Origin of the sequence: Kitasatospora sp. MY 5-36 (genome assembly GCF_001182915.1) — a bacterium.
GTDB lineage: Bacteria > Actinomycetota > Actinomycetes > Streptomycetales > Streptomycetaceae > Kitasatospora.
On the sequence record NZ_LFVW01001000.1, the window covers coordinates 1 to 1,852 of the forward strand.

Annotated in this window: 1 protein-coding gene; it reads left to right on the plus strand. The window is 77.2% G+C overall.

The genetic code is table 11. The annotated features are described in order from the left end of the window. On the plus strand, positions 1-1,852 hold a 1,852-nt coding region (locus AE652_RS39375), incomplete at both ends, for a beta-ketoacyl synthase N-terminal-like domain-containing protein (protein WP_049660378.1).

Consider the following 1,852-nt stretch of genomic DNA (forward strand, 5'->3'; position numbering starts at 1 on the left):
CGGGCTGCTGGACGGGCTCGGCCCGCTGAGCGCCGTGGTGCACGCGGCCGGCTCGGGGGCGATGGGGCCGCTGCGCGAGCTCGACGCGGACGCGCTGGCCGCGTCCGGCGCCGCCAAGGTGACCGGAGCGGCGCACCTGGACGAGCTGTTGGACGGGCAGGAGCTGGACGCCTTCGTGCTGATGTCCTCCGTCGCCGGGGTCTGGGGCGGCGGCGGCCAGGCCGCGTACGGCGCGGCGAACGCGTTCCTGGACGCGCTGGCCGAGCAGCGCCGGGCGCGCGGCCTGACGGCCACCTCGGTGGCCTGGGGCCCGTGGGCCGGGGAAGGCATGTCGGCCGGTCAGGAGGGGCCGCTGCGGCGGATGGGCCTCGGCGCGCTGGCGCCGGACCTCGCGGTCGCGGCCCTGCGGCAGGCGCTGGACCTGGACGACACGGCCGTGACCGTCACCGAGGTCGACTGGTCGCGCTTCCACCCCGGTTTCACCGCCGTCCGGCCGAGCCCGCTGCTGGGCGCGCTGGCCGAGGTGCGGGAGCTGGAGCGCGCCGAGGAGCGGCCCGCGCCCGCCGACGACGCCACCTCGGCGCTGCGCTCCGCCCTCGCGGGCCTGCCGGTCGCCGAGCGCTCCCGTTCCCTGGTGGAGCTGGTGAGCGGCCTGGCGGCGGAGGTCCTGGGCCACCCCACGGCCGACGGGATCGAGGTGGTCCGCCCGTTCCAGGAGCAGGGCTTCGACTCGCTGACGGCGGTGGAGCTGCGCGACCGGCTCGCCCGGTCGACCGGGGTGCGGCTGCCGAGCACCCTGCTGTTCGACCACCCGACCCCGGAGGCGGTGGCCGCCCGGCTGCTCGGCGAACTGCTCGGCGAGGACGGCTCGGCGGCCGCCCCCACCGCCGGCCCGGTGGACGCCGGGGAGCCGATCGCGATCATCGGGATGAGCTGCCGCTACCCCGGCGGGGTCGGCTCGCCCGAGGAGCTGTGGCAGCTGGTCGCCCAGGGCCGGGACGCCGTCGGCGGCTTCCCGCAGGACCGCGGCTGGGACACCGCCGCGCTGTTCAGCGACGACCCCGAGCAGCCCGGCACCTGCTACGCCTCCGAGGGCGGCTTCCTGTACGACGCGGCCGGGTTCGACGCGGCGTTCTTCGGGATCAACCCGCGCGAGGCGCTGGCGACGGACCCGCAGCAGCGGCTGCTGCTGGAGACCTCCTGGGAGGCCTTCGAGCACGCGGGCGTGGACCCGGTGTCGGCGCGGGGCAGCCGGACGGGCGTCTTCACCGGCATCTCGTACCACGACTACGCGGCCCGCTTCAGCACCGTCCCGGAGGAGGTGGAGGGCTACCTGGGCAACGGCAGTTCGGCCAGCGTCGCCTCCGGCCGGATCGCCTACACCCTCGGCCTGGAGGGCCCGGCGGTGTCCGTGGACACGGCCTGCTCCTCCTCGCTGGTCGCCCTGCACCTGGCGGGCCAGGCGCTGCGCTCCGGCGAGTGCTCGCTGGCCCTGGCCGGCGGCGTCGCGGTGATGTCGACGCCGGGTTCGTTCATCGAGTTCAGCCGCCAGCGCGGGCTGGCGCCGGACGGGCGCTGCAAGGCGTTCGCCGAGGCGGCGGACGGCACCGGCTGGGGCGAGGGCGTCGGCATGCTGCTGCTGGAGCGGCTCTCCGACGCCCGGCGCAACGGCCACCCGGTGCTGGCGGTGCTGCGCGGCAGCGCCGTCAACCAGGACGGCGCCTCCAACGGGCTGACCGCGCCCAACGGCCCCTCCCAGGAGCGGGTGATCCGCCAGGCCCTCGACCGGGCCGGGCTGGCCGCCACCGAGGTCGACGTGGTGGAGGCGCACGGCACGGGCACCCGGCTGGGC